The following is a 26,605-nucleotide window of genomic DNA, read 5'->3' on the forward strand; positions in this document are numbered from 1 at the left end:
AGGCGCAATGTGTCGACACGCGGTTCACGCGACACTCGGGGACGTCAGTTTGCAGGCAACACCTCGACCACGCGCTCACGGCGGATACGCCAACTGTCAAACTCACGCGTCATTTCCAGCAATTTCACCACCGACGCTCGCTCACCATCGGTGCTCACAAAATCTTGAATCAAACGAACCATTTTTCGGCCGGCCGGGAGGTCCTCAACACGCACATCACGAATGCTGATTTGAGCGGTTCCGGTATCTCGCACGAGTTGCTGACGACGGTGCATCCATTCGTCGCGACTCAGTGTTTGATCGGCACTTTGGAAATCGGTCGCGTAGTAGCTCAGGTAGCTCGGCGCGTCACCCGCTCGCCAGCTCGCAATCCAGGCATCCACGGTCTCCTCAACACTCTCACTTCGAAACAACGGCCCGACCTCAACGGGCGCCGCGGTGGTTGGCGGCGTACGCGCCGGAGGTGCGTCAGCGACTTGGCCGGACGGCGGTTCAATCACAATGTCCGGCGGCCCGACGCTGCACGGATTGGAGCGCGCTCGCCGCTCTTCGGCGATTGGCGGAATGCGCTTTTGGCTATCGTCAGGCGGTGCATTGAGGTCGGACGGAACAACCAGTTCCCCCCGCTCGGTGCTCGCCAAATACGGCAAGGGTTTATTACAGGCGTCGTCGGAGCCACAGGCCGCCAGGAATAAACCGCTCAGTGCGCTCACTGCTACGAGCTTGATTCGCATTCTATCTCCCCAAACCAGTGTTTTCGGGTGTTGCCCAACGGTTCGGCTCGCGCCGCGACCGAATCAGCGCGCGTCGCCAAAGGATACGAGCGCCTGCCGCCTCTTCCAGCTCAAATGGTTGAGCCGGATAATAATCGACGCATGATATCGCATTTCGTTCATTGACAGTGCGAAAAATGCCGGTCTAACAGGCCCCGCGGCGGTTGCACGCAACCTGTGACGCGGTACACTCACGGTTTCGCACCATCCCGGACTGTGCTCATGACTCACTTTGTATTGATTTCTGCGGTCGGAGCCGACCGTACCGGCCTGGTACACGACCTTACCGCCACTGTTCTTGACTGCGGCGGCAACATTGTTGAAAGCCGTATGGCCACCCTCGGTACGCAATTTGCGACGTTGATTCTGGTGTCGGGCAACTGGCATACGTTGGCCAAACTCGAATCTGAACTCGAGACGCTCAACCGACAGAGCGAACTGTCCGTTTCGTGCCGTCGCACCGAGAACATGCCGCCCAAACAAAACCTGTTGCCATACTCGGTCGACCTGGTGTCATTGGATGAAACCGGAATAGTGCATGCCGTGTCGGGCTTTTTCGGTTCGCGCAACATTGCCATCGCCGAACTGGCCACGCACTGCCGCGCGGCGCCACACACCGGCGCAAACCTGTTTGAAATGCAAATTATCGTCAACATTCCAAGCACGCTTCACATCGCGCGATTGCGCGATGAGTTCGCGGAGTTTTGTGACGAAATAAATGTCGACGCCATCCTTGAGCCGGTCAAAAACTAAGCCGCCTCAGCCACCGCCACCCAACCAGAGGATACACCGTGCCCCGACCCGTCATTGGTAAGAAAGTGAAGAATTTTAAAGCGTCGGCCACGTCCGATGCGACGATCGAGCTCAACAAATTAAAAGGAAAGAATGTTGTCCTGTATTTTTACCCCAAAGACAGCACGCCAGGATGCACGACCGAAGGGCTCGACTTTCAAGCGAACTCGCTGAAATTCAAACGACGCAATACGGTCGTCTTGGGTGTGTCGCGCGACAGCCTAAAAAGCCACGAGAATTTTCGAACCAAGCAGGGTTTTAAATTTGATCTGATCTCCGACCCAGACGAAACGTTGTGCAAACAGTTCGACGTGATTCAAGAGAAGAACATGTACGGGCGAAAAGTTCTGGGGATCGAGCGCAGCACGTTTTTAATCGACGAAAAAGGCATCCTTCGCAATGAGTGGCGCAAAGTAAAAGTTAAAGGTCATGTCGACGACGTTCTGGAGGCCGTCAAAGCACTGCAATGAGTAAACGCCGTATCTTTGTGCTCGACACCAATGTGTTGATGCACGACCCCGCCGCCATTTTCCGCTTTGACGAGCATGATGTTCATCTGCCCATGATGGTGCTTGAGGAACTGGATCGCGGCAAAAAAGGCATGTCAGAAGCCGCGCGGAACGCGCGTCAAGCGAGCCGCTTTATTGACGAGCTGATACAAAAAGGGGGCGACACGCTCATCGAAGAAGGCGTTCAGCTGCCTGGGCGATTTCACCGTGGCGAGGACAACGAAATCGACGCGGGTCGTCTGATGTTCGATACCGATACCCTCCAGACGCCCTCAGTAGCATTAACCGAGGAAGTGCCGGACAACAGCATTCTCTCTACCGCCATCCATCTCAAGGTCAAGTACTCCGACGCGGACGTCGTACTGGTCTCAAAAGATATCAACCTGCGCATCAAGGCGCGCATTGTGGGTGTCGCCGCCGAGGACTACTACAATGATAAGACGCTCAACGATGTTGACCTGCTCTTTTCTGGCGTGAGCGAGCTGCCCCATGATTTTTGGGACACCCATAGCAAGAACATGGATTCCTGGCTCGAGGAAGGCCGCACGTTTTACAAACTCAGCGGCCCGCTGGTCAGCACATGGGCACCCGGTCAATTCGTCTACTCGGACCAAGCGACCGCCTTCGACGCCACGGTGGTCAGTCTTGACGACGACGGCGCAACGGTCGAGTTAGTGCAGGACTATCGCAGCGAACACAACAACGTGTGGGGCATTCGAGCGCGTAATCGCGAGCAAAACTACGTGCTCAACCTGCTGCTCAACGACGACATCGATTTTGTCACGGTACTCGGCGCAGCAGGCACCGGAAAAACCTTGCTCGCCCTCGCCGCTGGCCTTCAACAAACGCTGGATGATAATCGCTTCAAAGAAATCATCATGACTCGCGTCACGGTACCGTTGGGTGAGGACATCGGTTTTCTGCCTGGCACCGAAGAAGAAAAAATGGAGTCGTGGATGGGCGCGCTGATGGACAATCTGGAGGTGCTCACGCAAAGCGAAGAGAGCGGCTCATGGGGGCGCGGCGCAACGCAAGATTTGGTCCGCAGTCGCATCAAAATTCGGTCGATGAATTTTATGCGAGGTCGCACCTTCTTCGGGCGGTACATTATTGTCGACGAAGCCCAAAACCTCACCGCCAAACAAATGAAAGCGCTCATCACTCGGGCCGGCCCGGGCACCAAGGTGGTGGCGATCGGTAACGTCGCGCAAATCGACACGCCCTACCTAACCGAAACCACGTCCGGACTGACCTACGTCGTGAATCGTTTCAAATCCTGGCCCCATTCGGGTCATATCACCCTGATGCAGGGCGAACGCTCCCGTCTGGCCGATTACGCATCGGATGCCCTTTGAGATCCAAGGCCATGGATGCTGGCTCGCTCACACCACTCGGACACCGTGGATACGCCGGTCTGCCGTCGTGATGAGGGGCCCGCCATGACCGGGAACCTCACCCTGGACAGTCGGTCTGAAAGACTGATGGGCGGGCAGGAGCATAAAATGAAACTTGTTTTATTTCTTATTGTTATGGGATTTACCTCAAGTATCTATGCAAATGTAAACAGCGACCTGCCCGATCTCGGCCTCTCCGCCAGCGCACGCATTTCCAGCACCCAGGAATATCAGCTTGGCCGCGCGATTGTTCGAGATTTACAGCGACGCGGTGCCATTCTTCAGGACCCGGAGCTCACCGCGTATATCCAAGCCATCGGCCATCGCATCGCGATTCACGCACACGAAGGCGACCAGCGCTTCACCTTTTTTGTCGTCGACGATCCAGAAATCAACGCGTTTGCCCTGCCGGGCGGCTTCATCGGCGTCCACACCGGCTTGATCGCGGCCACCCGTAACGAAAATGAACTCGCGGGTGTACTGGCGCACGAAATCGCGCACGTCAGTCAGAAACACATCGCGCGGTTCATCGAATCTCAGGGTCAAAACAGCATGCTCACGACCGCGGCAAGTTTGGCGGCTATTTTGATCGGCGGTTTGGGCGGGGCGGACAGCGCGGCCATCGGCGCAGCTGTGCAGGCTGTCCAGGGCGCCTCCATTCAACAGCGCATCAACTTTACCCGTGACAACGAATACGAAGCGGATCGCGTCGGCGTACAGTTTCTGTATGAAGCGGGCTTTGATCCCGAGGGCATGCCGAGTTTTTTCCAGACCCTTTCACGCCGTAACGGCGTGGCCGGTCAGCAGGTACCCGAATTTCTCCGCACCCACCCGGTAACCCGAAATCGCATCGCGGAAACCCGAAACCGCGCCGAGCAGCTTCCTGAGCGTCGTGTGCCCAGTTCGATGAGCTATGGGCTGGCCAAGGCGCGTTTGAACATTCTATCAAAGCGCAGCGCAACCGTGGCTCTCAGTGACATTGAGGCGCGCATTGAGGGTCATCCCTCCGAAGAACGCGACGACGTCCAGTATGCCTTTGGGCTCGCCCTCATGCGCGCCGGAGAAACCCAACGCGCTGTCGAACTCATCGAACCGCTGTTCAAACGCAACCAAGCCACTGTCGCCTACCATATTCTCTACGGCGAGGCGCTTTTCGCCGACGACCAGGTTGACGAGGCGCTGGTGCGGCTGGGACAGTCGCAGCGCTTATTCCCGCGCAATGTGCCGCTAACAATGAGTCACGCCAGCCTGCTGGTTGACGCCGGCGAATCCGAAGAGGCGCGCACACTGATGCTCGATTTGGTTAATAACGTCGACTACACCACCGAGCAGCTTCGCATCCTGGCGCTGGCAGCAAACGCCGCCGGTTACAACGGCGACGCGCACTACTATATGTCCGAATTTCATGTGCTCAATGGCCAACTCTCGTTGGCGGCCGATCAACTTCGCCTCGCACTCAAATCCCCCGACATTCGCGACTACCAATTCGCTCGTATTGAAACGCGTCTCGAGGAAATCGAAGCCGTCATTGTGAAAAGTCGTCGAAACCAGCGCCGCGCACCCAGGGCTAAACCACAGCCTTTGCGCGACGCGGTTGCGGCCCGATAGTCACCACCTCGCAACGCGCTAAAACCCCTTCACAGGCCGTTCACGCACTCGCCCAGTGGCGACTTGCACTAGTACGAGATTGCCAAACAACACCACATAATACTGGCGCTTACGAGCAAACAGGACTAGAATAGTACCCTTTAGATGATGCGCCGCGTGGCGGCGCGAAGACTGGGTACAGCTGTGCTAAAAATGAGCAAAATGACGGACTATGGCACCGTGGTTTTGGCAACCCTCGCCAATCAACCCGGCGCCGTGTTTAGTGCGGTAGAAGTTGCCGAAGCCACTCGCCTTAACGAGCCGACGGTCAAAAAAATCCTCAAGACACTCGCACGCGCGAATCTAGTCGATTCGTTTCGCGGGCAGCAAGGCGGCTACGCACTGAAAGGCAGCGCGCACGAAATCAGTGCCGCCCGAATCATCGACGCACTTGAAGGGCCCGTCATGCTTACCCAGTGCAGCGCACCGGAATACACCTGTCACATTCAATCTTGCTGCACCGTGGGCCGTAGCTGGCAAATCATCAATCACCAAATCCGCATGGCGCTCGAGGACATCTCGCTGGCGCAGCTACTGCAAGGCGGCCCGTTGGCAATGAACCCTATGCAGTTTGATCTCCCTCTCCCCGCTTCGGCGAACTAATCGGACACCGTAATGGCCAAATCTCAAGACGATATGCACGACTTAGTCGATCGCTCGTACAAGCATGGATTCGTGACGGACATCGCGTCCGAAACGCTTCCACCAGGACTCGACGAGGATGTGATTCGACGTATTTCTGCGATTAAAAACGAGCCCGAGTTTTTGCTCGAATGGCGGCTCAAGGCGTATCGCCGATGGCTGAAGATGGAGCCACCCAACTGGGCGAAACTGAATATCGAGCCGATCGACTACCAAGCGATCTCGTATTATTCGGCGCCCAAATCCGAAAAGGACAAGCCACAAAGTCTCGATGAGGTCGATCCCAAGCTGCTCGAAACGTATGACAAGCTGGGCATTCCGCTGCATGAGCGCGCGCGATTGGCCGGTGTGGCCGTCGATGCCGTGTTCGACAGTGTGTCGGTCGCCACCACCTTTCGCGAGAAATTGCTCGACGCCGGCGTCATCTTTTGTTCTTTTTCTGAAGCGGTCAAAGACTACCCTGAGTTAGTCAAACAGTACTTGGGCTCGGTCGTGTCGCACGCCGATAACTATTTTGCCGCGCTCAATTCGGCCGTGTTCACCGACGGCTCGTTTGTGTATATCCCGGAGGGGGTTCGTTGCCCAATGGAGCTCTCAACGTACTTTCGGATCAACGCAGCGAACACCGGTCAGTTCGAACGCACGCTGATCGTCGCAGACAAAGGCAGTCACGTGAGCTATCTCGAAGGCTGCACCGCGCCTATGCGCGACGAAAATCAGCTGCATGCTGCAGTCGTGGAACTCGTCGCACTCGATGACGCACAAATCAAATACAGCACGGTGCAAAACTGGTACCCCGGCGACGAAAACGGTGTCGGCGGCATTTACAATTTCGTGACCAAACGCGGCGATTGTCGTGGTCCACGCTCAAAAATTTCGTGGACTCAAGTCGAAACCGGCTCCGCCATCACCTGGAAATACCCAAGCTGTATTCTTCGGGGAGACGATTCTCAGGGCGAGTTCTATTCAGTGGCTGTTACCAATAACTGGCAGCAGGCCGATACGGGCACCAAAATGGTTCATATGGGCAAGAACACCCGCAGCACCATCATTTCGAAAGGCATTTCCGCCGGACAGGCACAGAATGCCTATCGCGGCCTGGTCAAAGTGCTGCCCGGCGCCAGTCACGCGCGGAACTATGCGCAGTGCGATTCACTGCTGCTCGGCGATAAGTGTGGCGCCCATACGTTCCCGTATATCGAGGCCGCTAACGCCACAGCTAAAATCGAGCACGAAGCGACGACATCCAAAATTGGCGAGGATCAAATGTTCTATTGCCAGCAGCGTGGTCTGTCAGAAGAAGACGCGGTGAGCTTAATCGTCAATGGGTTTTGCAAAGAAGTATTTAAAGAATTGCCAATGGAATTTGCTGTCGAAGCTCAGGCGCTTCTGACGGTCAGCCTCGAAGGCGCTGTTGGATAGGAATGACTATGCTTAATATTAACAATCTACACGCAAGCGTTGACGACACGCGGATTCTAAAGGGCATCGACCTGAATATTGAGCCTGGCAGCGTGCACGCGATCATGGGTCCAAATGGCTCGGGTAAAAGCACACTCGCCGGTGTGCTCGCCGGCAACCCACGCTACGACGTGACCGATGGCACCGTCGATTTTTTGGGTGACGACCTTAATGACATGAGCACGGAAGATCGCGCTCGCGCCGGTCTGTTCTTGGCCTTCCAATACCCGGTCGAAATCCCTGGGGTCAACAATGCCTATCTGCTAAAAGCAGCGCTCAACGCCAAGCGTGCCTACAACGGCGAGCCCGAACTCGACGCCTTCGAGTTTCTGACCAAGATCAAATCCAGCATGAAAACCATGAACATGAGCGAGGACTTTCTCAAGCGCGATGTAAACGCCGGCTTCTCGGGCGGCGAGAAAAAGCGCAATGAGGTGCTGCAAATGCAAATGCTCGAACCCGCGCTCGCAGTGCTCGATGAAACCGACTCCGGACTCGATATCGACGCGCTCAAAATCGTTGCCGATGGGGTCAACGGACTGCGCGATGAACAACGCTCGTTTCTTGTCATCACGCACTACCAGCGCTTACTCGATTATATTGTGCCAGACTATGTGCATGTGCTGGCCAACGGCCGCATCGTAAAAAGTGGCGATCGAGAGTTGGCGCTCGAACTGGAAAAACGCGGTTACGACTGGATTGTACCGCAGGCTGTTGCGTCATGAGACCCTCCATGGACCTGCTGGCGCAGGCCTTTGCCGACCGTGAACAAGCCAACCTACCCGCTTGGCTTGTCGATGATCAAGCGCACGCCTGGCAACGCGCCTTCGAGCACGGATTACCTTGGCGTCGAGACGAGCACTGGAAATACACGAGTCTCTTTGGGTTAGCGAAGCTGCCGCTGCGCTCGCCAGTTGCCCGCGACGCGGCACTCGAGCGCTCAGTGGAGCACCGAGTATTCGACGCCACGAACAGCCACCTGATCGAGTGGCGTAACGGGCGTCTTATCACGCCAGCACCACTGCCCGAGGGTGTAACGCTGAGCGTAAATGGCGAGCGCCACCCCGCGGATACGCCGATTCGCTATTCGGTCATGCAAGATCTCAATCAAGCGTTCGCCGATTCAGCAGGCGTGCTCTCGATCGCGGACAATACCCGGCTTGATAAACCCATCTATTTAGTGCATTCCTTGGATGGCACCCATACCTTGGCGTCACCCAAACTGCATATCCAGGTCGGTGCGCAGTGCGACCTACACGTGGTGGATCATCTGGGTGGTCATAGTGAATCGGGCGTCACCAACCGGCATCTTTCGTTATCGCTCGACGCCAACTCGCATGTGCAGCACGCGCTTCTGCAACAGCATGACCACAGCGCGAGTTTTATCAATAACACGCAGGTCACGGTTGGACGCGACGCCCACTACGCGGCGCTAACCATTGATTTGGGTGCACAACTTGCCCGTCACGACTTGGGCATTGCGCTCAATGATCACAACGCGCAATGCACGATGCTCGCTGTGTATTTGCCGCATGGTGACCAACATGTGGATCACCATACGGTGGTGCATCACAACACCCCACACACTCACAGCCAACAGCGCTATCACGGGGTGGCCGGCACCAAGGGCCACGGTGTGTTTAATGGCAAGGTGTTGGTGCAAAAGGACGCACAAAAAATCACTGCTGAGCAGAGCAATCAAAACATACTGCTGAGCGAGAAGGCGGCCGTCGACACCAAGCCGGAACTCGAAATTTATGCCGACGACGTCAAATGCTCGCATGGAGCGACGGTCGGTCAGCTCGACCCGACGTCGCTGTTCTATTTACAAAGCCGTGGGTTGAGTAAGCATGACGCTCAACGACTGCTCGTGCAGGGTTTTGTGCGCGACATATATAGCAACGTGCACAACGACACGCTCGCTGCCTGGCTCGACGCGGCAATCCTGTCCAAACTTGACGTCATGGTGGAGGACACGCAATGACTGTACCCGCTACCGCATCCCCAGCGTTCGACATCGACGCGATTCGTTCTGACTTCCCCATTCTCAATCAGTCGGTCCACGGTAAAGATCTCGTGTTTTTGGACAGCGCGGCGTCAGCCCAACGACCGCAACAGGTCATTGACGCGATCAGCCGTTACTATTCGCGTGATCACGCCAATGTGCATCGCGGTGTCCACGCTTTGAGCGAACGCGCCACGGCCGCGTATGAGGGCGCCCGAGAAAAAGTACGGGCCTACATCAATGCGCAGTCAACCGCCGAAATTATTTTTGTTCGGGGCACCACCGAAGCGATCAATCTTGTGGCGCAATCCTACGGGCGGGAGCGACTCGGCCCCGGCGACGAAATCTTGATTACGTGGATGGAACACCATGCCAACATTGTGCCATGGCAAATGGTCTGTAAGCAGACTGGCGCAAAGCTCGTAGTGGCGCCGATCACGGACGCCGGTGAGCTTGACTTGGATGCACTGAAGGGCTTGTTGAACGAACGCACACGCCTCCTCGCAGTGGGGCACATTTCGAATGCCATCGGCACGGTCAACCCGATCAAAGCCATTATCGAGCACGCGCATCAGTTTGATGTTCCGGTGCTGGTTGATGGCGCGCAGTCTATGCCGCACGGCCGGGTTGATGTGCAGGCCCTCGATGCGGATTTTTTCGCCTTCTCAAGTCACAAAATGTTTGGCCCCACGGGTGTCGGCGTACTCTATGGCAAGCAGGCACTACTCGATGCGATGCCACCCTATCAGGGCGGCGGAGACATGATTCTCGCCGTGGATTTCGAAAAGACGCTCTACAATGAGCTGCCCGCCAAGTTTGAAGCCGGTACACCCAACATTGCAGGCGTTGTCGGATTGGGTGCAGCGATTGACTATCTGTCAGCGCTCGACTTCGATGTGATCGCACAGCACGAACAGTCACTGTTGCAGTATGCCCACGAGCAGCTCAGAGACATCCCGGATCTACGCATCATTGGCACTGCGCGCAACAAAGCCAGCGTTGTCTCCTTTGTACTTGACTCGGTCCACGCCCACGACCTGGGTACCATTGTAGACAGTGAGGGAGTGGCCATCCGTACCGGCCACCATTGCGCCATGCCGGTTATGGATTTCTTCAACGTGCCGGCCACGGCACGTGCATCGTTCGCGTTTTACAATCAACATAGCGAAGTCGATGTACTCGCCGGGGCCCTGCGCAAAGCTCAGCGGATGTTTGCATAATGGATTTGCGCGATCTCTATCAACAGATCATTGTCGATCACAACCGCAGCCCGCGTAATTTTCGCAAGATCGATCACCCCACCCACTCCGCTCAAGGGTTCAATCCACTATGCGGCGATAAGTTGACCCTCTACATCACCCTTGATGGCGATGTCATTACCGACATCGCATTTGAAGGCAGCGGCTGCGCGATTTCGGTGGCATCGGCGTCACTGCTCACCGAACGGCTGAAGGGCCGGACCGTCAGTGAGGCGCGCGAGACGTTTGCGCAACTGCACGATGTGTTTACCGCCATCGAGGAGCCAGAGAACCTTGAAGAGCTGGGCAAACTCGGTGCGCTAGCGGGTGTACGGGCGTACCCATCCCGCATAAAATGTGCAAGCCTGAGCTGGCACGCGCTCAATAACGCACTGAACGCTGACGGCACAGCCTCAACCGAATAACGCCACGACGTTCATTAAACCGAGTCCAACTATGTACAGCGCCTCCAGCGAACCGGTCACTCTTCACCGCAATTGCAAAGCAACCCTCATTCCCGAAGGCTATGAGATCGAGCTTCCCCAGGGCAGCATCGGTTACATCACGCAAGCGCTTGGGGGTAGCTTTACTGTGTACGTGGACGGCAGCCTGTTTCGCATCAGCGGCATCGATGCCGATGCGCTGGGCAAAGAACCGGTGGAGCCGCCCACGCTGCCAGATAACTCGACCGATGAAGACGTTGAAGTTCTGATCTGGAGCCAAATCAGAACGTGTTATGACCCCGAGATTCCCATTAACGTGGTCGATTTGGGACTGATTTATACCTGCGACATTGTCAAACACGCGGACAATACTCGACAGGTAAGCATCACCATGACGCTCACCGCACCCGGTTGCGGGATGGGCGATATTCTGGTCGAAGACGTTCGAAGCAAAGTCGCGCTGGTGCCAACCGTCACCGACACTGACGTGGAGCTGGTGTTTGATCCGCCCTGGGATCGCTCCATGATGTCCGAAGAAGCACAGCTTCAAACCGGCATGATGTACTGACCGCAACACGAGCCGCCGTCGCATCGAGCGTTTGACAAGCGCCTGAATTCCCACTAAAACTAGAGCATTCTGACGCGCCAGAGGGCGCCGGACTCATGCGAAAGGACTGCTCGTGAAAGATCTCATACTGGTGCGCCACGCTAAAGCCAGCTGGAACAATCCAGACGTGCCCGACATCGATCGCCAGCTCAACGACACGGGTCGCCGCGAGGTGCCGACCATGGGAGAGCGTTTGGCTGCGCGCGAGATCATGCCCGATATGATTTTGTCGAGCCCCGCTGAACGCGCGCATCACACCGCAACAATGCTGGCGCCGTATATGAAACTGCCATCCGATCGAATCGAAGTCCTCGACGAAATGTACCTCGCTGATACCGATGTATTGTTATCGCTGACCCAATTGTGCGACAACAACGTCGACTGCCTCATGATGGTCGGCCACAATCCAGGCCTTACGCAGTTTGCCAATATGATGACCGAAGTGGCGGTGGATAATATCCCGACATGCGGTATGTATCATATGCGTTTTGATGTAGACGTTTGGCACAATGTGGAACTCAAAACCGGCGATTACGTGGCGTTCGACTTTCCGCGCAATCACTGATTGAGCGCACGACACACAGCCTTGAAATCAAAGGCCATTATTTCGACGCCTTACTCTATATGTTGCTTTTTTCTACTCACCGTTATCGGTAATTACCCTAACCTATAACGCCATTTTTACGTACCAAACTGTGATCTGGATCGTAGGCGCGACGAACGGTTTTTGGCAGGGTGGAACCAGAGTCAGCGTTTGCGTGTCGTACTAGTAATCGATCTATGAACGACGACGGCAAAGTGTAAAGAGACAATCATGATCCCATCAACATATCGACAACCGGCAACAGAAGGACACCATCGAGAGGCAACGTGATACACGGTCCACGCAGTTTTCGTCGCGCACTGTGCTTGCTCTGGCTCGTAGGCAGCGCCCTGCTGCTCACCGCCTGCGCCGAAACTCGGATTAAACCCGCGTCGACTCACTACTCGGTTACCGCCACACCACAGGCCGCCAATCTGGTTGCACATCATGCCCATATTGATTGTCGCTCACCAGACTACGAAACACTCGACGCCATTGTGCGCGTAGCCAGCATCACGACAAATGGCGGCGATGGCAGTGGCGTTGTCGTTGCGCCGAATGTCGTACTCACGGCCGCACACGTTCTCGAAGGCGCGTCCGTTGGGCTTGTCTACATCGGTAATCACTACAAAGAGGCGACCGTACTCGGTCGCGATGCGTATTCGGATCTGGCATTACTGATGGTCGGCACTGAAAATCTGCAACCCATTCAGATCAGCGACCGCGGATTGGTCACCAACGAGTCGGTATGGGCGGTTGGTTTTCCACTGGCGCTCGACCAGTCAACCACGAAGGGACAGTTTTACCGCTACCGAAATGGCGGTCTTTTAACCTCTGCTGGGATCGATGCGGGCTCATCGGGCGGTGGATTGCTGCATTGTGAACGCGGCACCTTTAAGCTAGCCGGCATGATTCGCAGCTACTTGGCGCGTGTGCGACAAGGCGAAGCGGTGGCCATACCGAATCGTTCAATCTCGGTGCCGGCGGACGCGATTGAGGCGTTTATTAACTTACACGGCGTCTCTCACTAGTCGACTCCCGCATTGAGGTCGACCAATGTGCTTGGCCTTCAACTGTCGACGCCCGAATCACATCCCTCAATCCTACGCACGGAGTCAGCCGCATCTTCGCAGTCAGCACTCGACGACGTTCACCGCCAAACCACCGCGCGACGTTTCCTTATACACCGAGTTCATGTCATTGCCGGTTTGACGCATGGTCTCGATCACCTGATCGAGTGTCACCTTGTGCGTACCATCGCCGCGCAATGCCAAGCGCGCTGCATTGATGGCTTTGATCGCGCCCATCGCATTTCGCTCAATACAGGGAATCTGTACCAGCCCCGCGATCGGATCGCAGGTCAAACCTAAATTGTGCTCCATGCCAATCTCGGCCGCGTTTTCGATTTGTTCGTTTGATCCATTAAGCGCGGCCACGAGCCCGCCCGCCGCCATAGAGCAGGCCACGCCGACTTCGCCCTGGCAGCCCATTTCCGCACCTGAAATCGATGCATTCATTTTGTACAGACTGCCAATCACAGCGGCCACAAGCAAAAAGCGAATGATTCCTTCTTCGTCTGCGTCGTCCTCAAATTTCATGTAGTAATGCATCACGGCAGGAATAATGCCCGCCGCGCCGTTGGTCGGCGCCGTCACCACTTTGCCACCCGCTGCGTTTTCCTCGTTAACCGACAGCGCCCAGGCCGTGACCCAGTCCATAAACAGTGTTGGACTTTTATAGTCCGGTGCGGTCAACAGATCATGGGACTTAGGCGCGCGCCGAGTCACTTTAAGCACCCCGGGCAAAATACCCCGCTGTGAGAAACCACGCTCGACGCATCGCTGCATCACCCCCCAAAGCGCGAGAAGCCCCTCGCGAACCGCTTGCTCGTCGGCCAAGTGACGCTCATTGGCCATGGCCATCTCCGCAATCGATACGCTGTGTTCCGCGCAGAAGGCCAAAATATGCGCGGCGCTTTTGTAGGGGTACGGAAAGGTCTGCCCTTGCTCACCAAGCGGCTGATTGACCTCGTCTTTGGTCACAATGAATCCACCGCCCGTCGAGAAGTACTCCTCCTGAAGCAGAACGTGCTCATGGGCATCGAACGCGGTGAAACGCATACCATTGGGATGCTCGGGCAGGTACTGTTCAGTCAGAAACAGAAGATCGAGCTGCTCGTCGAACGCGATCATATGACGCCCGCCTAGATTGAGGGCGCGTTCTTGGCGAATCCGAGCCACTTGCTGCTCACCGACATCCGGATCAAGCGTGCGCGGCTCAACGCCCTCCAAACCCAGCAACACGGCCGTATCCGTGCAATGGCCAACGCCGGTTAACGCCAACGAACCAAATAACTCGGCGGTTACGTGAGCAACCTCATCGAGCTCACCGCGCTGATGTAACTTGCCCACGAACTGCGCCGCGGCGTTCATGGGTCCCATCGTGTGCGAACTCGACGGTCCGACGCCGATCTTAAAAATGTCAAACGCACTGATACTCATGGCAAGCTCCGCCCTCTCGCCTGACTATTGTAGGACTCACTCAGTCTCTCTGCCGACTGCCCCCGACCTGCTTCCGCGTGATTCGGCCCTTTTGACCGTCGATCGTTGACATAAAGGCCGAATGACGTCGTGGCCGCTATTTGCGTTACGTACTGGGACCCAACGACAGGAGACTCGTGTTCCCCCCCACCGCTGCCGTGTTGTTAGTAATGGTCTTCTCGTTAGCGTAGCGATGCAGATAGAACGGGCCACCGGCCTTGGGACCCGTTCCTGACAAGCCGCAGCCGCCGAACGGTTGGACGCCCACCACCGCGCCAATCTGATTGCGGTTGATGTAGACATTGCCCACTTTCACTCGCTTTTGGATAAAACGCGCGGTGCTTTCGATGCGGCTGTGAATACCCAACGTTAAGCCGTAACCCGTCGCGTTGATGTCGGCAATCATCTTCTCGAGCGATTCACTCGAATAGCGAACGACGTGCAAGATAGGCCCGAACACCTCGCGTTCAAGTTGACCGATGGAATCAATTTCTACCGCGATGGGCGCAAAGTAATGCCCGTCCGGCAGGTCTTTAGGCAGTTGGCACTCATGAACGAGTTTGCCCGTGGACAGTAGATGCGCCCGATGTGCATTGAGCATCGCCAGTGCAGCTGGGTCGATGACCGGGCCGCAATCGGTACTGAGTAAACCAGGGTTGCCCACCACCAGTTCATCCATGTAACCCGCCAAGAGTTCCAAGACGCGCGGCGCGATCTCGTCTTGAAGAAACAGCACGCGTAGCGCCGAACAACGTTGACCGGCACTGTTGAACGCCGAGCTCACCACGTCGAGCACGACCTGTTCCGGCAACGCCGAACTGTCCACGAGCATGGCATTGAGCCCGCCGGTCTCGGCCACCAATGTGGCGATTGGGCCATCTTTCGCAGCCAGCGCTCGATTGATCACACGCGCGGTTTCGGTTGAACCGGTAAACGCAACGCCATCAACATCAGCGTGTTCAACGAGTCGAGCACCCACCTCGCCTCCCATGCCAGGCACGAGTTGGAGCACCTCTTTGGGCACACCGGCTTTGTGCAGCAATTCAGTCACGGCGTGTGCGCACAGCGTGCTTTGCTCAGCCGGTTTGGCCACCACCGCATTGCCGGCCGCCAAAGCGGCGGAGACCTGACCGGTAAAGATTGCGATCGGGAAGTTCCAAGGGCTGATGCAGACAAAGGTTCCCCGGCCTTCAAGCGCCAGCGTATTGCTCTCGCCCGTCGGTCCAGGCATCACCATAGGTTCACCGAACTCGTGAGCGGCGCGTTTGCCGTAGTAGTAAAGAAAGTCGATCGCCTCACGCAATTCCGCGTGCGCATCGAAAATTGACTTGCCCGCCTCCCGAATACACACATTGAATAAACGCGCTTCGTTCTGTTGCAATAGCTCGGCCGCCTTGATCAGGATCTCGCCACGCGCGCGACCGCCCAACCGGTTCCATCGCGTTTGGGCAAATTTTGCCGTGGCCATTGCGGTGTCCACATCGGCCTGCGTGGCGGTCTGCCATGTGCCGACCGTATCAGCGAGATTGGCGGGATTGCGTACCGTTATGGTGTCGCCCACGTCAAGCGATTTTCGCTTGTTGAGATTGACGATCAGGGGCGTTGTATGGATAGCGGTCGAGGTGTGCGTAGCAATATCAGAAGACAAAGTTCGAATACGCTGCGCGTCGAACAAATTCAGTCCTTTGGAATTCACACGTTCATCGCCAAACAGGTCGACCGGCAGGCGGATTTGAGGATGCGGTTTGTGCTCAAGCTGTTCGATCTGCTTGACGGGATCTTCGATGATTTTCTCGACCGGCGCATTATCGTCAACGATGCGATTAACAAACGAAGTGTTTGCACCGTTCTCAAGCAGTCGACGGACCAGATAGGGCAATAGATCCTCATGCTCACCCACAGGCGCGTAAACGCGACAGGGGCGGTTGAGCTTATCTTCGCCAATCACTTCGGCATACAGTTCTTCACCCATACCATGCAGTCGCTGAAACTCGAACGGTTTGTCGCCCGCCATTTCAACGATCGACGCGACGGTGTGCGCGTTGTGCGTTGCAAACTGAGGGTAAATCGCTTCCGGCGCGTCGAGCAAAATTCGCGCGCAAGCGAGGTATGAGACATCGGTCGACGCCTTGCGGGTAAACACCGGATAACTTTCCAATCCCAATTCTTGACCGAGTTTGATTTCAGTATCCCAGTACGCGCCTTTTACGAGGCGTACAGACATGCGCCGTCCGGCCTTGCGGCCCTGCTCGACCACCCACCGACAGATTTCAAGGCTGCGCTTCTGATACGCCTGCAAGGCGATGCCATAGCCTTCCCAGTTGGCGCACGCTGGCGAGTGAAACACACGTCCGATGACCTCGAGCGACAGTTCAAGGCGCGCCGCCTCTTCCGCATCAACGCAAAACCCAATATCGTAGTCGCGCGCCTTGACCGCCAGCGCTTCGAGCATTGGCACCATTTCGTGGAGTACACGTTTGCGGTGATGAAGGTCGTAACGCGGATGCAGGGCCGAGAGCTTAACTGAGATTCCCGGCGACTCGAATGTGCTTTTTCCTTTGGACGCCTTGTTCTTGCCGATCTGTTCAATGGCCTTGGCGTAGGCGTCAAAGTAGCGGCGTGCGTCTTTAGCGGTTAGAGCTGCCTCCCCGAGCATATCGAACGAGTAGCGATAGTCGCGATTGTCCTTTTTCAGAGAACGTTTCAACGCATCGTCTATGTTACGGCCCATCACAAACTGCCGGCCCATAATACGCATGGCTTGTCGCATAGCCGTTCGGACGACCGGCTCGCCGGCGCGGGCGACCATCTTTTCCATAAACGACTCAGGGTCGTCGACCGCGTCTTTCTCTGCGCCCAGAATCTGCCCGGTCAGCATCAATCCCCATGTTGACGCATTCACAAACAGCGAGCGGTTGTTGCCCAGATGACCTTTCCAATGCCCGCTTTGCAGCTTGTCTTTGATCAATTTATCGGCGGTGTCACCATCAGGCACACGAAGCAACGCCTCGGCCAAACACATCAAGACAATCCCTTCTTGTGAGGAAAGATCGTATTCCTGCAAAAAGGCATCGAGTCCACCGGCACGTTTGCGGTTGGCTCGGACACTGTGCACCAGCTGTGTGGCCAACGCCTGCACGCGTGCCTGCGCGGGCGCCTCGAGCCGCGCCAGCGCGAGCGCCGCATCCACACATTCGGTTTCGTCGGCCAGATAGAGCTGGTTTATCGCCTCGTTTAAGGGCGTTAGGTCGTTTTCGGTGGCGCTCACCAAAAATTCGATTTGAGTCGACATGAATAAGTCCCTGATTAGTCGCGGTTCACCGCGCAGTAATTGACGGCAATACGATCCTTTTACCGCCCCTGCTGACAAAAGACAACCATAAACAGAAGCTACTTTTTGTCGCGAATAAATCGGATGATTTGACGTCTGGATTTCTTGTCAGGACGGCGTTTTGGACCGGCGGAAAGCGCCGCGCCAATCCGCAGCTGCTCCGCTCGCGCCTCGCGCGCTTCGCGGCTGGCATCGGTCTCCTCGTACCAGGTCTGTGTGATCGATGCCGCAGCGCGTCGCGTGCTCAAAATGCGCACGATCACATCGGTTTGAAGACTATCGCGTCGCACGCTGACGCAATCTCCCGGTTTGACGCCATGGGCCGGTTTTGTGCGCATGCCATTGAGCAGCACCCGGCCGGTTTTAATCGCCTGCGCCGAGAGTGCGCGTGTTTTGTAAAACCGCGCGGCGTGAAGCCACTGGTCGAGTCGTACGCTTTTGGCGTCGGTCAGTTTTTGACTCACAATTGCTCACCTTTTGAGCGCGGCCTGATACACTTCGACGTTACTACAAAGGAGCGATTTGTGACCACCGAATTTTTACAGCGCATGCGCCGCCGAACCGCAGAATTGAAGAAATCGGGACTGTTCAAGGCCGAACGTCTTATCGAGTCACCGCAAAGTGCGCGCATACGGGTGGGCGAACAGGACGTACTGAATTTTTGCGCCAACAACTATCTCGGCCTGGCGAATCATCCCGAGGTCATTGAGGCCGCCAAAAAAGGACTAGACGAACACGGCTTTGGTATGGCCTCAGTGCGCTTTATTTGTGGCACCCAGGCCATTCACAAGGAGCTGGAAGCTCGACTGTCAGCGTTTCTGGGTACCGAGGACACCATTTTGTACCCCTCTTGTTTCGACGCCAATGGCGGCCTGTTCGAAACACTCCTGGGAGAAAAAGACGCGGTGGTGAGCGACAGCCTCAATCATGCGAGCATCATCGACGGCATACGCCTGTGTAAGGCGCGCCGCCTCCGTTATCAAAATAACAATATGGAAGATCTCGAATCAAAGCTCACCGACGCGAGCAGCTCCAACATGCGTCTGATTGCCACCGATGGCGTGTTTTCGATGGACGGGTCGATCGCCAAAATGGACCGCATTTGCGAGTTGGCTGAGTCATCGAATTCATTGGTGATGATGGATGACTGCCACGCTACCGGATTTCTAGGCGCGAACGGAAAAGGCACACATGAGTTTCACCATGTGATGGGAAAGGTCGATTTGATCACGGGCACACTCGGCAAGGCACTGGGCGGTGCAGCGGGCGGCTACACCAGCGGCCGCAAGGAGTTGATCGGTTGGCTCAGACAGCGGTCTCGTCCGTATCTGTTTTCGAACACGGTCGCGCCACCGCTGGTCACCGCCGCGCTCAAAGTACTCGATCTGCTGGAACAAAGCGATGATTTGCGTCAGAAGTTACACGAAAACTCGCGTTACTTTCGCGACGGCATGGAAAAAGCCGGGTTCACATTGCTGCCCGGTGAACACCCCATTATTCCGGTCATGCTCGGCGACGCTGCGCTGGCGTCAGACATGGCCGACAAATTGCTCGAGCGCGGTATTTACGTCATCGGTTTCTCCTATCCAGTGGTTCCGGAAGGACAAGCGCGCATTCGCACACAGATGTCGGCCGCACACGAGACGGAACATCTCGACGCCGCCATTGCCGCATTCACCGAAGTGGGTCACGAGCTCGGCGTACTCGGCGATTAAGCCCGCCGTCACACCCGTTGCTCAAGGGAGATCGTTGTGAAAGCACTGGTTAAAGCCAAAGCCGAACCCGGCATCTGGATGGAGGACATCCCTATGCCCGGCGTCGGGCCCAACGACGTGTTGATCAAAATTCGTAAAACCGCCATTTGCGGCACGGATATGCACATCTTCAACTGGGACGAATGGGCACAGAAGACGATTCCCGTACCGATGGCAGTCGGCCATGAATACGCCGGCGAGATCGTCGACATGGGATCGGAGGTGCGTGGCTTTACCCTCGGCGATCGAGTGTCGGGCGAAGGGCACTTGACCTGCGGGTTTTGTCGCAACTGCAAGGCAGGCCGTCGACATCTATGTCGCGCGACCGAAGGCGTTGGGGTCAATCGACCCGGCAGTTTCGCTGAATTCCTGAGCATTCCCGCCTCCAATGCGTTTTTGCTGCCGGACAGCATCACCGACGACATCGCGTCGCTTCTCGATCCCCTTGGCAACGCGGTGCACACCGCCCTGTCCTTCGATCTTGTCGGCGAAGACGTCCTCATCACCGGAGCGGGCCCGATCGGTATCATGGCTGTCGCCATTGCGCGTCACGTCGGCGCACGGCACGTGGTGATCACTGACGTCAACGACTATCGATTGCAGCTCGCACGACAGATGGGCGCGACGCGTGCGATCAATGTGTTACAGGACTCCGTGGCCGATGTGATGAATGATCTGGGCATGACAGAAGGCTTCGATGTCGGCATGGAGATGTCTGGCAACGGCGATGCACTGCGCACCGTGATCGAAATGCTGCACCACGGCGGCGCGCTGGCGCTGCTCGGCATCCCACCGGACAACACCGCGATCGACTGGAATCAGGTGATCTTCAAGGGATTGGTAATAAAAGGTGTCTACGGTCGTGAGATGTTTGAAACCTGGTATAAAATGACGAGCATGCTGCAAAGCGGGCTGGATGTGGGAGAGATCGTTACCCACCATTTGCCCATCGATGACTTTGCTCGAGGATTCGACATCATGAATTCCGGCGAATCGGGCAAAGTGATACTGAATTGGTCGTAACACCGCTACCGAGGTACTAACATGAAACGCGCCCTGCTCTCCGTCACCTTGATTATCATGGCCCTGACCGGTTGTGCGTCCAACCCGGTCACCGGCAAGAACCAACTTAAGCTCATCAGTAGCGCCCAAGAGCGCGCCATCGGCGAGCAGCAGTACGGCCCATCTCGCCAAATGCAAGGTGGCGACTACGTCATTGAACCGGAACTGACGGCGTATATCCAAGAAGTGGGCAACCGGGTAGCGCGCGCAAGCAACGTACCGCTGCCCTATGAATTTACGATTCTCAACAACTCGGTACCAAACGCCTGGGCGATGCCAGGCGGCAAGATCGCGATCAATCGCGGGCTGCTCACCGAGATGAATAGTGAGGCCGAATTAGCCGCCGTGCTCGCTCACGAAGTCGTGCATTCCGCTGCCAGCCACGGAGCCAGTGCGATGACTCGTGGCATGCTGCTGCAAACGGGACTCATCGCACTCCAAATTTCTCAGCAGGACAATGATTACGGTCAGTATGTCGTGGGTGCCGCGTCGCTCGGTGTGCAATTATTATCGAGTAAGCACAGCCGAGCCAAAGAACTGGAATCCGATCTCTACGGCATGCGCTTTATGTCCGATGCCGGATACAATCCCGCCGCAGCGGTTGATTTGCAACAAACCTTCGTTAACCTTTCTAAAGGCTCGGGACGACGCGATGACTTTCTGTCCGGCTTGTTCGCGTCACACCCACCCTCGCAACATCGAGCCGATGCAAACCGGCAAACACTCGCCACGCTACCGGAGGGCGGAGAGTACGGGCGAGAGCGGTATCAGCGCATGATCGCGGGTCTGAAACGCAATGCCCCGGCTTATAAAGCACATGACGACGCGGTCAAATTGATGCGCGAAGGCAATTTTACGCAGGCCGCTCAACTCGCCCAGCAGGCCATCAACCTCGAGCCGCGTGAATCCAAGTTCTACGGCCTTCTCGGTGACACCTATCGCGCGCGCGGCGAACACGCCACCGCCGTGCAGTATTACAACACCGCTCTTGAGCGAAACAGCAATTTTTTCCAGCCGCACCTCACCCGAGGACTGGCAAACCTGCAGCTTGGCAGCTGGCAGGTTGCCGAAAAGGATCTGCAGCGCAGTATACAACTCTTGCCAACGGCCACGGCGTATCATCAGCTCGGCCTCATCGCGTTGCAAACCGGCCGTAATCAAGAAGCGGTTAGCTATCTCGAGCAAGCGGCGACCTCCAATTCCGACGTTGGGCGCGAAGCGGGAGCGACACTGGCGAGACTACAGCTTGAAAGCAATCCTGGACGTTATATTCAGGGGCGACTGGGACTCGATCAGCGCGGTTACCTCATGGTGCAGCTACAAAATTCCGCCCCTCTTGCCGTTCGGGACGTGCAAATCGCAATTGTCGTGCTGAATGCACAAGGCCAGATTGTGCAGCGAGAACCATTGTCGGTTCGCGATACGCTCCCGGCCCAACAGGTTCGCAACCTCAGCACACGCCTCGGTCCGATCAATGATCAGAATCAGCTTCGTTCTATGCGCGTTGTGGTTGAATCCGCACAAATCGCTCAATAGCGTGGGTTGGCTGCCGTGACGGATCGCTCCGCATAACGAGACCACGTTGCGCCCAGCATTCATCAGTCTTTGTGCGATGCTGACGTGTTCGTGTCTGGTCACGCTCATGGCCGTGTTCCTGGGGCACCAGTCGCGCACGCTCGGCGTGGCGCTTCTTGTTCAGGCGGTCTTTACACCGCTTGTGGTGGTGGTGGCTGTCTTTTACACGCTGCGCACTCGGCAGATTGCCGGCGAGTCTTCACTGCGGCGCCTCTACCGGGAGCACGTCGACGGCTGGATGTGGTTTGTATTTTGGTCAATCAACTCGCTCGTGATCGCCGGCGAACTCTCGTTTGCCATCGTCCACTGGGCGTCAGACCAACAACCACCTTGGTTGGAACACGCGCCTCTTTGGTGTGCGGCGGCCTGTACAATCGCGGTACTCGCCGCGTTTATCCTTGGAAAAGCCGAATCCTCCCAATGACGGGGTTCACCGAATGGGCTCACACACCCCTCGCCCGAACATCGGTACGTCACGTTCGGGAAGATGCCGCGCGCTCGTGAACGTCACGCGATCCACAGCGCACTGCGCGCACGGGTCAATGTCGGCCACGCCACAAGGGTGGCCTTACACTGAGCTTAGACGTGCTGATCGATCAAAATGGGATTGTCGTCGGGATCCATCACTAAGAAACTAGCTGGCCCCGTGGTCGTCGTATCGGCTTCATTGACAATCTCGACACCGTGTTCTTTTAGCGCTTGCTGAATGTCGCGGACATCCATAAAGTCATCCATTTTTGACGTGTCTGAATTCCAGCCGGGATTAAACGTCAACATATTCTTCTCAAACATGCCCTGAAACAGACCAATCGTATGACTGCCATTTTGCAAGATTAGCCACCCTTGCTCGGCATCCCCGCCAAACACCGAAAATCCCAGCTTCTCGTAAAACGCCTTTGATGCTGAAATATCCTTCACCGCCAAGCTAATTGAAAACGCACCAAGCTCCATCGCAATTCCCCTTATTCCAGTGTGGCCCGACAGTGTAACAAACGGACGACCCGAAGGCCGGGTCGGCCATCGCATCCACTTAGGCGCTGGGATCGGAGGTGTCGAACCGGGTCGGTGCATCCGTTGCTCGCACCCAGTCACCGTTAACGACCAGGCAGTCGCGACCTCGGTTTTTCGCCATATACAGCGCTTCGTCAGCAAGCCGAATAAGCGCTTCGCGACTGCCCACGCTGCCACCGTCAGACGTGGCAAACCCAGCACTCACCGTTAACACCGTTCCCGGTCGCGCAGGATGCGGCCGCTTTAGCTCGCGTACGCTTGACTGCAACCGACGACAAATTCGACGCATCATCATGGTATTGGAATCGGATAACAGAACCACAAATTCCTCACCACCATAGCGAGCCACAAAATCGTTGCTACGCAGTTTGCTAGACAAAGCCTGGGCTACCGCCTTGAGACATTCATCTCCAGCTTGGTGGCCGGCGATATCGTTATAGTCTTTAAAGAAATCGATATCGATCATCATTAATCCGAGCGTTGAGCTTTGCGCAATGGAACGCTGCCACTCCTCTTCAAATCGCTCTCTGAAGTGACGTCGGTTTGCCACTTGCGTCAGCACATCGGTACGAGAAATCCTCTCTACCGCGCCCAACGCCTCTTGCAGCGCCTCGGTTCGTTCATTCACCAACTCTTCGAGACGTCGCTGTCGATGCCGATATCGTCGTAACGCCAACAGGTAAATCAAACCAGTGAGCATCATCAGCGCGAATATTGCCCCAACCCGCGCAATGTACGTTTGGTACCACAGTGGCTCGACGAAAAGTACAACCGACTGATTCTGGGCGTCCTTCATTTCAAACGGTTGACCCTCTCGAGCGACCGCCACTTCAAACGTGCTCAGCCTCGGTGGCAACGACGTAAAAAACGCCGTTCGGCGCTTGCCTGCGTCTAGCCAACGATCCTCTCCATTGTTTAGCCGATAGCGAAATTGCAACGATTCGGCGTCGTGAAGGCGCGGTACCGTGTAGTCGATTTGCACCGTCTGTGTATTGGCCGGAATACGGTAGACGCCATCACCCTGAATCTTTATGCCATCCGCCTCAATACTCTCGATAACGATGTCGAGTGGTTCACTCATCGTTGGTAAGTGTCGAGGATCGACCACGGCAAGACCACGCGCGGTTGCAAACCAAACACGACCGTCACGCGTGCGGGTACTCGCCGATTTAAAACCGCCCGGCACACGTACCGAGCGAAGCCCGTCATTTTCGGAATACACGCTCGAGATCACTCTATCAGTGCGCCCCGCCGCCACATCCTCAAGCTCATCTTTATTCACTCGCACGATTCCACGACGGCCACCCAGCCATAAATAGCCTTCGTAATCCTCAACAATGGTCATGATCGAATCGATGCCGAGCTCATGATGGCGTTCAAACACAAACAACTCACTACCGGACAAACGCGCCAGCCCGCCACTGCGGTGGCCAAGCCACGTGACACCTGCGCGATCCACATAAGTGGTTGCAACGACATCAGTAACCAAACCATCGCGGCGATCAAACGTGTCGATGACCTGCAGATCGTTCAGTGATAAGCGCGTCAGGCCGCTGTCGCTGGCGATAAGCAGGCGTTGCATACGGTCCTCAGCCAGATGACGAACTAAATCCGACAGCAATCCATGTTCGGTTGATAGCGTGTGAGTAAAGGCACCTTGATGCCATCGCGCTAAGCCGCTGGACGTTCCGATCCACATTGCGCCGGTGCTATCGCGATGAAAAGCGGTTACTTGGTTATCGGGCAGTCCCGAGGTGTTGTCGATTACGTCGCCCAACTGACCATTCTTCATGCGCACAAACCCGCCTCCGAACGTCCCCACCCACACGGAGTCATCCGAATCGAGATACAGCGCCGATACACTGGACGAGGGCAAGCCATCCTCTGTGCCAAAGCGCGTCACAGAGTCAGACGACACATGGAACAGACCGGTCCCCTCTGTGCCGACCCACACGCTGTTGGCGTCAGCAGATGGTTCGACCACAAACGACCCATCCGCCACGCCTTCTTGAGCACCCCAGGGCATAAACGCCCCTTCGCGATAATGATGTAGGCCCGCCGACGTAGCCACCCACAGACCACCATAACGGTCTTCGGTCAGACCAAAGATATGCGTGATTTTGTGTTCCGGGTTATCAAGCCGCTGGACCTCCGGCTTCATGCGCCAAAGCCCACCTCCACCATTCATGCCCACCCATAGATTCTCATGACGATCGCGAAGCGCGCTCAACGGCGCGAGCTTCTCAGGTAGCGCACCCGTGTCGAGTCGCACCAATCCCTCGGGGGTGACGCGGTAGTAGCTACCATCGTACGCACCCACCAATACGTTATAAACGGGGTCGCTACGAACGAGAAAAATCTGCTGACTGGTGAGCCCGTTTTCCGGGCCGTACGTTTTGAACTGCACGCCGTCGAAAGAGCTCAGACCGCCGTCGATCGCCCCCATCCACACGCGTCCTTGCGCGTCTTCAGCTATTCGAAAGATGCGTCCGCCAGCAACGCCGTCTTTCTTATCCCAACAGTCAATCAGATCGTCGCGGAGCCGACACACGCCAATGGCGGTTCCTGCCCATACGTCTCCATTCGAGGTGACCGTTACGGAATACACCACATCGCTGAGCAGACCGTCGTTCTTGTCGATACGACTGGGTATGTCGTCAACCAGTCGAATCAGCCCACCGCCATACGTGGACGCCCAAATCTCTCCGCTCGGGCCCTGCGCCACGGATCGAACATCGTCGGCACGAAACGCCGCATGCGTGTTGCTATTGAATACTTTGAACTTGATGCCGTCAAAGCGGACCAAGCCACCTTCTGTACCGATCCAAAGATAGCCATCCTGGTCTTCGAATACATCCCACACTGACTCGGCGGGCAAACCGTCAGCACGGCTCCAAGACGAGTGAATAAATTGGGACGGCTGCCGGGAACCATCGAGAGCGGAAACGTCGATCGCCGAGATCCAAAACGCGAATACGATTGCGGTGGCTGCACGGATGCTGGCCACGCGGACACATTTTCTGCTCGACTGATACTCGCCAACTCGCAACACGGAACCCTAAATATAGACCTTACGCCCTGTAAGCGACCGGTTCGACGCAATCTTTAGCGTTTGGCTGAATCACAAAGACCGCCCGTGCGCTACGTGGAGGGCGAACGGGAATTTGTGCTCGGAGCATCTAAAGAACGTTCCTCTATTACCGACATATTAATTAGGTGCGAAGAAAAGGATGACGTG

Annotated in this window: 23 protein-coding genes; 17 read left to right on the plus strand and 6 right to left on the minus strand. The window is 56.3% G+C overall.

Features of this window, described 5'->3' with window-relative positions:
- Positions 1–44: 44 nt before the first annotated feature.
- Complete coding sequence (locus AAF465_04000) at positions 45–734, minus strand: hypothetical protein (protein MEM7081871.1); 690 nt, start codon at positions 732–734, stop codon at positions 45–47.
- A 261-nt stretch (positions 735–995) separates the two neighbouring features.
- Here AAF465_04000 and AAF465_04005 point away from each other — a divergent pair, with 261 nt between their 5' ends.
- The 13 genes from AAF465_04005 (at position 996) to AAF465_04065 (ending at position 13,125) form a co-directional block, all read left to right on the plus strand.
- On the plus strand, positions 996–1,526 hold the full coding sequence (locus AAF465_04005) for an ACT domain-containing protein (GenBank protein MEM7081872.1): 531 nt from the start codon (positions 996–998) through the stop codon (positions 1,524–1,526).
- 38 nt (positions 1,527–1,564) lie between these two features.
- Positions 1,565–2,035: a peroxiredoxin gene (locus AAF465_04010; GenBank protein ID MEM7081873.1), complete on the plus strand. Its 471-nt coding sequence runs from the start codon at positions 1,565–1,567 to the stop codon at positions 2,033–2,035.
- A complete protein-coding gene (locus tag AAF465_04015) occupies positions 2,032–3,429 on the plus strand; it encodes a PhoH family protein (GenBank protein MEM7081874.1) in 1,398 nt (465 codons plus the stop codon). Before AAF465_04010 ends, AAF465_04015 begins: the two co-directional genes overlap by 4 nt.
- A 147-nt stretch (positions 3,430–3,576) precedes the next feature.
- Positions 3,577–5,076 (plus strand): M48 family metalloprotease, encoded by a 1,500-nt coding sequence (locus AAF465_04020; protein MEM7081875.1) that lies wholly within the window; start codon positions 3,577–3,579, stop codon positions 5,074–5,076.
- A gap of 192 nt (positions 5,077–5,268) precedes the next feature.
- Positions 5,269–5,718: an SUF system Fe-S cluster assembly regulator gene (locus AAF465_04025; GenBank protein ID MEM7081876.1), complete on the plus strand. Its 450-nt coding sequence runs from the start codon at positions 5,269–5,271 to the stop codon at positions 5,716–5,718.
- Positions 5,719–5,730: 12 nt separating this feature from the next.
- Entirely contained in the window at positions 5,731–7,179 is a 1,449-nt protein-coding gene (sufB, locus tag AAF465_04030; protein ID MEM7081877.1) for a Fe-S cluster assembly protein SufB, read from the plus strand.
- A gap of 8 nt (positions 7,180–7,187) precedes the next feature.
- The gene (sufC, locus tag AAF465_04035; protein MEM7081878.1) at positions 7,188–7,943 is read left to right on the plus strand and encodes a Fe-S cluster assembly ATPase SufC; all 756 of its coding nucleotides are present in this window, start codon (positions 7,188–7,190) and stop codon (positions 7,941–7,943) included.
- Complete coding sequence (gene sufD, locus AAF465_04040) at positions 7,940–9,202, plus strand: Fe-S cluster assembly protein SufD (protein MEM7081879.1); 1,263 nt, start codon at positions 7,940–7,942, stop codon at positions 9,200–9,202. The genes sufC and sufD overlap by 4 nt, the downstream gene beginning before the upstream one ends.
- Positions 9,199–10,443: a cysteine desulfurase gene (locus AAF465_04045; GenBank protein MEM7081880.1), complete on the plus strand. Its 1,245-nt coding sequence runs from the start codon at positions 9,199–9,201 to the stop codon at positions 10,441–10,443. The genes sufD and AAF465_04045 overlap by 4 nt, the downstream gene beginning before the upstream one ends.
- Positions 10,443–10,886, plus strand: coding sequence for a Fe-S cluster assembly sulfur transfer protein SufU (sufU, locus tag AAF465_04050; GenBank protein MEM7081881.1), 444 nt, complete (start codon positions 10,443–10,445; stop codon positions 10,884–10,886). The genes AAF465_04045 and sufU overlap by 1 nt, the downstream gene beginning before the upstream one ends.
- A 31-nt stretch (positions 10,887–10,917) precedes the next feature.
- Positions 10,918–11,472, plus strand: a complete 555-nt coding sequence (gene sufT / locus AAF465_04055; protein ID MEM7081882.1) for a putative Fe-S cluster assembly protein SufT — start codon at positions 10,918–10,920, stop codon at positions 11,470–11,472.
- Between the two features lie 112 nt (positions 11,473–11,584).
- Positions 11,585–12,076, plus strand: coding sequence for a histidine phosphatase family protein (locus AAF465_04060; GenBank protein ID MEM7081883.1), 492 nt, complete (start codon positions 11,585–11,587; stop codon positions 12,074–12,076).
- A 305-nt stretch (positions 12,077–12,381) separates the two neighbouring features.
- On the plus strand, positions 12,382–13,125 hold the full coding sequence (locus AAF465_04065) for a serine protease (protein MEM7081884.1): 744 nt from the start codon (positions 12,382–12,384) through the stop codon (positions 13,123–13,125).
- 102 nt (positions 13,126–13,227) lie between these two features.
- Here AAF465_04065 and AAF465_04070 read toward each other — a convergent pair whose 3' ends face one another.
- From AAF465_04070 to AAF465_04080, 3 genes are all read right to left on the minus strand, one after another.
- The gene (locus AAF465_04070) at positions 13,228–14,595 is read right to left on the minus strand and encodes an L-serine ammonia-lyase (protein MEM7081885.1); all 1,368 of its coding nucleotides are present in this window, start codon (positions 14,593–14,595) and stop codon (positions 13,228–13,230) included.
- A gap of 145 nt (positions 14,596–14,740) precedes the next feature.
- Positions 14,741–17,926 carry a bifunctional proline dehydrogenase/L-glutamate gamma-semialdehyde dehydrogenase PutA gene (gene putA / locus AAF465_04075; protein ID MEM7081886.1) on the minus strand — a complete coding sequence of 1,062 codons (3,186 nt, stop codon included), beginning with the start codon at positions 17,924–17,926 and terminating at the stop codon, positions 14,741–14,743.
- A 98-nt stretch (positions 17,927–18,024) separates the two neighbouring features.
- On the minus strand, positions 18,025–18,429 hold the full coding sequence (locus AAF465_04080; GenBank protein MEM7081887.1) for a S4 domain-containing protein: 405 nt from the start codon (positions 18,427–18,429) through the stop codon (positions 18,025–18,027).
- 60 nt (positions 18,430–18,489) lie between these two features.
- Between AAF465_04080 and kbl the strand changes: the two genes are divergently transcribed.
- From kbl to AAF465_04100, 4 genes are read left to right on the plus strand one after another with little or no spacing between them, the layout of a single operon-like run.
- Entirely contained in the window at positions 18,490–19,680 is a 1,191-nt protein-coding gene (gene kbl, locus AAF465_04085) for a glycine C-acetyltransferase (GenBank protein MEM7081888.1), read from the plus strand.
- A gap of 36 nt (positions 19,681–19,716) precedes the next feature.
- The gene (tdh, locus tag AAF465_04090) at positions 19,717–20,742 is read left to right on the plus strand and encodes an L-threonine 3-dehydrogenase (protein ID MEM7081889.1); all 1,026 of its coding nucleotides are present in this window, start codon (positions 19,717–19,719) and stop codon (positions 20,740–20,742) included.
- 21 nt (positions 20,743–20,763) lie between these two features.
- Positions 20,764–22,317 carry a M48 family metalloprotease gene (locus AAF465_04095; protein MEM7081890.1) on the plus strand — a complete coding sequence of 518 codons (1,554 nt, stop codon included), beginning with the start codon at positions 20,764–20,766 and terminating at the stop codon, positions 22,315–22,317.
- A 46-nt stretch (positions 22,318–22,363) separates the two neighbouring features.
- A complete protein-coding gene (locus AAF465_04100; GenBank protein ID MEM7081891.1) occupies positions 22,364–22,780 on the plus strand; it encodes a hypothetical protein in 417 nt (138 codons plus the stop codon).
- A 155-nt stretch (positions 22,781–22,935) separates the two neighbouring features.
- On the opposite strand, the gene AAF465_04105 is transcribed toward AAF465_04100, so the two are convergent.
- Both AAF465_04105 and AAF465_04110 read right to left on the minus strand, forming a co-directional pair.
- On the minus strand, positions 22,936–23,307 hold the full coding sequence (locus AAF465_04105; GenBank protein ID MEM7081892.1) for a VOC family protein: 372 nt from the start codon (positions 23,305–23,307) through the stop codon (positions 22,936–22,938).
- Between the two features lie 79 nt (positions 23,308–23,386).
- Positions 23,387–26,374, minus strand: a complete 2,988-nt coding sequence (locus AAF465_04110) for a diguanylate cyclase (GenBank protein MEM7081893.1) — start codon at positions 26,372–26,374, stop codon at positions 23,387–23,389.
- Between the last annotated feature and the right edge of the window lie 231 nt (positions 26,375–26,605).

This window comes from Pseudomonadota bacterium (genome assembly GCA_039028935.1).
In the GTDB taxonomy this organism is placed as follows: Bacteria; Pseudomonadota; Gammaproteobacteria; order Steroidobacterales; family SZUA-146; genus SZUA-146.

What these genes read in the sequence shown, in the direction of transcription:
- AAF465_04000 (MEM7081871.1), bottom strand. Translation starts at nt 734, where the DNA reads ATGCGAATCAAGCTCGTAGCAGTGAGCGCACTGAGCGGTTTATTCCTG.
- AAF465_04005 (MEM7081872.1), top strand. Translation starts at nt 996, where the DNA reads ATGACTCACTTTGTATTGATTTCTGCGGTCGGAGCCGACCGTACCGGC.
- AAF465_04015 (MEM7081874.1), top strand. Translation starts at nt 2,032, where the DNA reads ATGAGTAAACGCCGTATCTTTGTGCTCGACACCAATGTGTTGATGCAC.
- AAF465_04020 (MEM7081875.1), top strand. Translation starts at nt 3,577, where the DNA reads ATGAAACTTGTTTTATTTCTTATTGTTATGGGATTTACCTCAAGTATC.
- AAF465_04025 (MEM7081876.1), top strand. Translation starts at nt 5,269, where the DNA reads ATGAGCAAAATGACGGACTATGGCACCGTGGTTTTGGCAACCCTCGCC.
- sufB (MEM7081877.1), top strand. Translation starts at nt 5,731, where the DNA reads ATGGCCAAATCTCAAGACGATATGCACGACTTAGTCGATCGCTCGTAC.
- sufC (MEM7081878.1), top strand. Translation starts at nt 7,188, where the DNA reads ATGCTTAATATTAACAATCTACACGCAAGCGTTGACGACACGCGGATT.
- sufD (MEM7081879.1), top strand. Translation starts at nt 7,940, where the DNA reads ATGAGACCCTCCATGGACCTGCTGGCGCAGGCCTTTGCCGACCGTGAA.
- AAF465_04045 (MEM7081880.1), top strand. Translation starts at nt 9,199, where the DNA reads ATGACTGTACCCGCTACCGCATCCCCAGCGTTCGACATCGACGCGATT.
- sufU (MEM7081881.1), top strand. Translation starts at nt 10,443, where the DNA reads ATGGATTTGCGCGATCTCTATCAACAGATCATTGTCGATCACAACCGC.
- sufT (MEM7081882.1), top strand. Translation starts at nt 10,918, where the DNA reads ATGTACAGCGCCTCCAGCGAACCGGTCACTCTTCACCGCAATTGCAAA.
- AAF465_04070 (MEM7081885.1), bottom strand. Translation starts at nt 14,595, where the DNA reads ATGAGTATCAGTGCGTTTGACATTTTTAAGATCGGCGTCGGACCGTCG.
- putA (MEM7081886.1), bottom strand. Translation starts at nt 17,926, where the DNA reads ATGTCGACTCAAATCGAATTTTTGGTGAGCGCCACCGAAAACGACCTA.
- AAF465_04095 (MEM7081890.1), top strand. Translation starts at nt 20,764, where the DNA reads ATGAAACGCGCCCTGCTCTCCGTCACCTTGATTATCATGGCCCTGACC.
- AAF465_04105 (MEM7081892.1), bottom strand. Translation starts at nt 23,307, where the DNA reads ATGGAGCTTGGTGCGTTTTCAATTAGCTTGGCGGTGAAGGATATTTCA.